Source organism: Bacteroidota bacterium, from assembly GCA_016213405.1.
In the GTDB taxonomy this organism is placed as follows: Bacteria; Bacteroidota; Bacteroidia; order Palsa-948; family Palsa-948; genus Palsa-948.
Genome location: JACRAM010000064.1, coordinates 1 through 4,955, shown reverse-complemented (window position 1 = coordinate 4,955; position 4,955 = coordinate 1). Strand labels below are relative to the sequence as shown.

Below are 4,955 nucleotides of genomic sequence, written 5' to 3'. Positions count from 1 at the left end.
TTGCAAAAGAAGGTTACTACAGTTTATCGGCAAACTACAAACGATTAAAACTTTATGAAACCGCTGTATGCGTCTAAGCATGTACAGTGGTGTGAGAGGTGGCGAAGTTACTTTGTACCTTCGCTTCCTACTTTAATTTTACCGCTATGCTATGAGATTTATTTGAACAATGAAACCGTTCCCGAAATTTTCGAATCATCTCCATTAGACGCCTTGCATTGAATGAGGTACATATAAACTCCTTCCTGACAAGGATGCCCTTTCTTTTTTCCATCCCATCCTTCGGCAGGATTATTTGTAATCATCACAGGAGTTCCTGTATTGTCAAAAATGCGCAAGGAATATTCTGCCGGCTCGATGAATCCGATAACAGGAATAAAAATATCATTCATATTATCTCCGTTAGGAGTGAAAGCATTCGGCACATAAATTTTCGGATACTCATAAACCTTTGCGATGTTTGACGTGCTGGAATCTGCAAAGAAGAATGGGTTTCCTGCTCCTTCAATGGCAACTACTTTATAAGAAAAAATTCCTTTGCTGGTGAAAAATGGAGAAACATCATCGGTAAAAGTTTCTCCGCTTCCGGTAGGGGTAACAGTTCCTATAGGAGAAGTATTCCACACTCCATCCACCGAGCGGTAAATATCATAGTGGTCAACTCCTCCAAGAAAACTTCCGTAATCGTTCCACGAGAGAGTAACATCAAGGTTCGGAGCAACAGAAGCGGTGAGCAACATAGTTGTATCAATGTTGGATGAAGTAATTACATGTGCGCAGGAATCCATAGCATCTACCTTATATATATAACTGTTCGCTCCGGTATTTACTCCGTTATCTGTATACATAAGAACAGTTCCGGCAGGAGCGGGGGTGGCAATGGTGGTGAAACTTCCGCTTCCGTTAATAGCCCGCTGAATGTTGTACTTTTTAACGCTTGTTGCAGTGGGATCAACATGCGCTTTGATGTCAATTTGTTTATCGGAGACAACTGTTGCATAGCGGTTGTAGTGATAGGTGGGGGGAGATAAAACAGTTGCGTTGAAGCACGCTTTGTTGGATGTAGATGTTTTTGCAGGACTTCCATTATTAGTTGCGCGGATGAAATAGCAATAAGAATTTCCCAGCGCGAGTCCGGTATCCATATAATCGGTATCAGAAGCAGAGTTGGTAGCAAGCAAAGTGAAAGGAGGTCCGTTCACACTTCTGAAAATTTGATATTGATTCACGGCAGGAATCATATTAATATACTGATTCCACACAAGCGATGCGGTGGTGGCGCAAATATCAAACGTTGCGGAGAGATAAATTGTTTGATGCTCAATTCCCATGGGAGAAATATTTCCGCAGGAATCAAGAAATGCAACACGATAATATTCCGAAACAGTTCCGGCAACGGAGGCAGTATAGGTGTAAAAGGCAGGCAGCACAGGCACAGTATCAATAGGAGACCAAGTTCCTTTATATATCACAACTGATTCCGCATCAGGTGATGGAGATTGATACCAACTGATGGTTGCTTTGCTGCTTGAAAAGTCAACGCTTACTGTATCAATGGGAACAAGGGTGGGAGGAGTTTGGTCTTGAAATTGGCTGCTGTCAATATTAGAAGTGGAAGTGCAACCCACCGAGTCAGAAATTTCTACTTTGTAATTCACATAAGAATAAGCACATAAAACTCTCAAAGTATCTTTGTAAAAAAGATTCTGAGTGCTGTCACGAAGAATCCAAGCACCGGCAGGGTATTTCCTGTAAACTCTGTACCATTTGAGTGAAGAAGAAATATTGGGTGTGGCAAGCTCGTTCCAATTGAGATTTGCGATATCTATACTGAAATTTGTTACATTCAAATAAATTGTGGATAAAGTATCTTTTGGAACAGAAAAAATACTTCCGAGTGACTCGGTAATAATATAATAGTAAACAGGATTTGAGTTTGCATTAGCAATTGGGTCATTGTAAAAATTTTGACTGTAAGGTGTGATAGTGGCAATTTGCGCAAATGGACCTGGCAAAGAAAGGGAAGAAAAGATATGGTAAGCGACAAATTGAGAACCGGGGTCAGGTGGTATTACCCAAGACAATGTTACATTTCCTGAAGGAGCATTAACAGCAAGGCACTTCAAATCAGGCGAAGCAACGGGCTGGCTTCGGCAAATAACTAACGACCCGCCAATCATTATTAATATCAAGAATAGATGTCGGGCAGGCAAATGACAAATGACGAATGGAAATAATATCTTTCTTAACACGGTTTTTCTATTGGGGTGAAGCAAATTTACCGATTAAACGGAGAACAGTAAAATTTATTTGCCCCTGACAAACTTTCTATATCTTCGCAATTATCTAAAAATAATTTCGCAATGAGCAATAAAGAAGCATGGGGTTCGCGGGTTGGATTGGTTTTGGCAATGGCTGGCAATGCAGTGGGGCTCGGAAACTTTCTCCGCTTTCCTGTTCAGGCAATTCAAAACGGAGGAGGAGCATTCATCATTCCTTATTTAGTTTGCTTTTTGCTCATGGGCATTCCGCTGTTGTATGTTGAATGGTCAATGGGAAGATTCGGAGGCAAGTTCGGACACCATTCCACACCTTTCATTCTTGATTCCATGGACAAACGCAAGTTTTGGAAATACGTTGGCGTTTTCGGAATTTTCACCAACGTTGCGGTGGCGGCTTATTATTGTTACCTCGAATCATGGACGTTATCCTGGGTTTGGCACTCGGTTGCAAGGGATTTTGCGGGAAAATCATCTGAAGAAGTTGCCGGTTTTTTTGGAAACTATATTTCACTCACTTCTTATGAGCCGATAATTTTCTGGATACTCTGCCTTCTTCTGAACACATGGATTCTTTCAAAGGGCTTGAGCGGTGGAGTGGAGAAGGCGGCAAAAATCGGAATGCCGTTGCTGATTATTTTCGGTGCGTTCCTCGCCTACAAAGCAATCACGCTTCAGGCAGGAGAACACAATGCCGTGAATCCCGGCACGTTGGGATTAAGTTTTTTGTGGACTCCGCAGTTCAACACTATTTTTGAGCCGAAGGTCTGGCTTGCTGCAGCCGGGCAAATATTTTTTACACTCTCTGTGGGAATGGGTTCAATCCAGTGCTATGCCTCGTATGTAAAAAGCAAGGATGATATTGCGCTGAACGCGATGAGTGCGGGATGGATGAATGAATTTGTAGAAGTGGTTCTCGGTTCTGCCATCATCATTCCGATTTCAGTGGGCTATCTCGGCATTGATAAAGTAGTGGAGATGACAAAGAGCGGAGGACTTGGACTTGGATTCAAAACGCTTCCATACTTATTTGAACAATGGGGAAGCGTGCTGGCGGTGGTGTGCGGAGTCTTTTGGTTCGGGCTTTTGTTTTTTGCGGGAATAACTTCTTCACTTGCGATGGGAACTCCCGTAATGGCTTTTCTCGAAGATGAATTCGGATGGAAACGAAATAATGCCGCATGGATGTTCGGATTTATAGTTCTCATCCTCGGTTTGCCCACCGTTTTGTTTTTTAATTATGGAGTGTTTGACGAATATGATTATTGGGCGGGAACTGTTTCGCTTGTTGTGTTCGCATTGGTGGAAATAATTTTATTCGCCTGGGTTTTCGGAATGGACAAGGGATGGAAAGAAATTACCGATGGCGCGGATATAAAAGTGCCCGTGATTTTCAGATACATCATCAAGTTTATTACTCCGTTGATTCTCGGCTGGGTGTTCTTCGCCAGTTTGCCCGGAATATGGGACAAAATAAAAAATGCAGATATAGACAAACAAATTCTCGCTGCCACTGATCCTGCGGTAATTGAACAATTGCAAACACAACTTTTGTATGTGAATATTTCGAGAATCGGGTTGATTGCCATCTGGCTTGGAATTGCCTATCTTGTTTTTGTCGCTTATAAAAAACGAATCAAAGAAGGAAGATTTACATCATGAATACATCAGCGCTCATAATGATGGTTACCACCGAGGCAATCATTTCCGCCATCACATTTTATTATTTCTGGAAGGTGCTCAAGACACCCGCAAAGAAAGAACCCGATTCCTATTCGGAGAATGATGATGTGAAAAGATAAAAAGTAACCCCTGGCTAAAGGGTGATATTGTTTTTCTCCCTTTAGGGTTGAGGCAAAACATTTTCCATGAAGCAATTCCTTCGTGATTACTTCTCATTCAATCGCAGAGAACGCAACGGAGTTTTTGTTCTTCTTTCCCTTATTCTTGTTTTAATTCTTTATTTATCCTTCGCAGATTTCTTTTTCACAAGAGAAAAAACTGATTTTTCAAAATTTGAAAAGGAGATTGCTGATTTTGAAGCAGTACAAAAACAAATCAGTGATTCGCTTTCAGCCAGAAATAATTATTTTACTTCTTTTAATACTCTTGACGCAGATAGTGCGGAAAGATTTTCTTTCAATCCCAATAATTTACCCGAAGAAGATTGGAAGCGGCTGGGTTTATCCGACAAGCAAATCAAAACGATAAAGAATTATGAAAGCAAAGGCGGAAAATTCAGAACGAAAGAAGATGTGAAGAAAATGTATTGCATCACGCCTGAACTTTATGCTTCGCTTAAGCCATACATTCAGATTCCAGAAAATGAAACACCAGCATTCAAAAAATCCGAACATCAACCATCAACCATTAACCATCAACCATTGTTTGTTGAACTCAATTCTGCCGACACCACTTCTCTCAAAACCCTCAAAGGCATCGGCTCCGCTTTCTCGAAACGGATTGTAGCATTCAGAGAAAAACTCGGAGGATTTGTGAAGAAAGAACAACTGATGGAAGTTTATGGATTTGATATGTAAGCTTCCCCATTGTTAGGACAGTTCAAAATTGTGTTTTGGGATTGGTTGATTTTGATTTTTGTTGTTGAGTAAATATTGTTTTGGAGACAAAGAGTTAAGAGAATCGTGAGGGCGCTCGTTATTATAATGTTCTTTC

General features: G+C 41.0%; 4 protein-coding genes. 3 read left to right on the top strand and 1 reads right to left on the bottom strand.

The features are described from left to right. Positions 1–158 precede the first annotated feature (158 nt). Entirely contained in the window at positions 159–2,180 is a 2,022-nt protein-coding gene (locus HY841_07605) for a gliding motility-associated C-terminal domain-containing protein (protein ID MBI4930611.1), read from the bottom strand. Between the two features lie 183 nt (positions 2,181–2,363). Between HY841_07605 and HY841_07600 the strand changes: the two genes are divergently transcribed. The 3 genes from HY841_07600 to HY841_07590 all read left to right on the top strand — a co-directional run bounded on the left by HY841_07600 (position 2,364) and on the right by HY841_07590 (position 4,819). Next, positions 2,364–3,941, top strand: a complete 1,578-nt coding sequence (locus tag HY841_07600) for a sodium-dependent transporter (protein MBI4930610.1) — start codon at positions 2,364–2,366, stop codon at positions 3,939–3,941. Next, the gene (locus HY841_07595; protein MBI4930609.1) at positions 3,938–4,081 is read left to right on the top strand and encodes a hypothetical protein; all 144 of its coding nucleotides are present in this window, start codon (positions 3,938–3,940) and stop codon (positions 4,079–4,081) included. Before HY841_07600 ends, HY841_07595 begins: the two co-directional genes overlap by 4 nt. Positions 4,082–4,147: 66 nt before the next feature. Next, complete coding sequence (locus tag HY841_07590) at positions 4,148–4,819, top strand: helix-hairpin-helix domain-containing protein (protein MBI4930608.1); 672 nt, start codon at positions 4,148–4,150, stop codon at positions 4,817–4,819. Positions 4,820–4,955 lie beyond the last annotated feature (136 nt).

Bases quoted from the DNA above. Each gene is read 5' to 3' on its own strand.
- HY841_07590 (MBI4930608.1), top strand. From the start codon at position 4,148: ATGAAGCAATTCCTTCGTGATTACTTCTCATTCAATCGCAGAGAACGC.
- HY841_07605 (MBI4930611.1), bottom strand. From the start codon at position 2,180: ATGATTGGCGGGTCGTTAGTTATTTGCCGAAGCCAGCCCGTTGCTTCG.
- HY841_07600 (MBI4930610.1), top strand. From the start codon at position 2,364: ATGAGCAATAAAGAAGCATGGGGTTCGCGGGTTGGATTGGTTTTGGCA.
- HY841_07595 (MBI4930609.1), top strand. From the start codon at position 3,938: ATGAATACATCAGCGCTCATAATGATGGTTACCACCGAGGCAATCATT.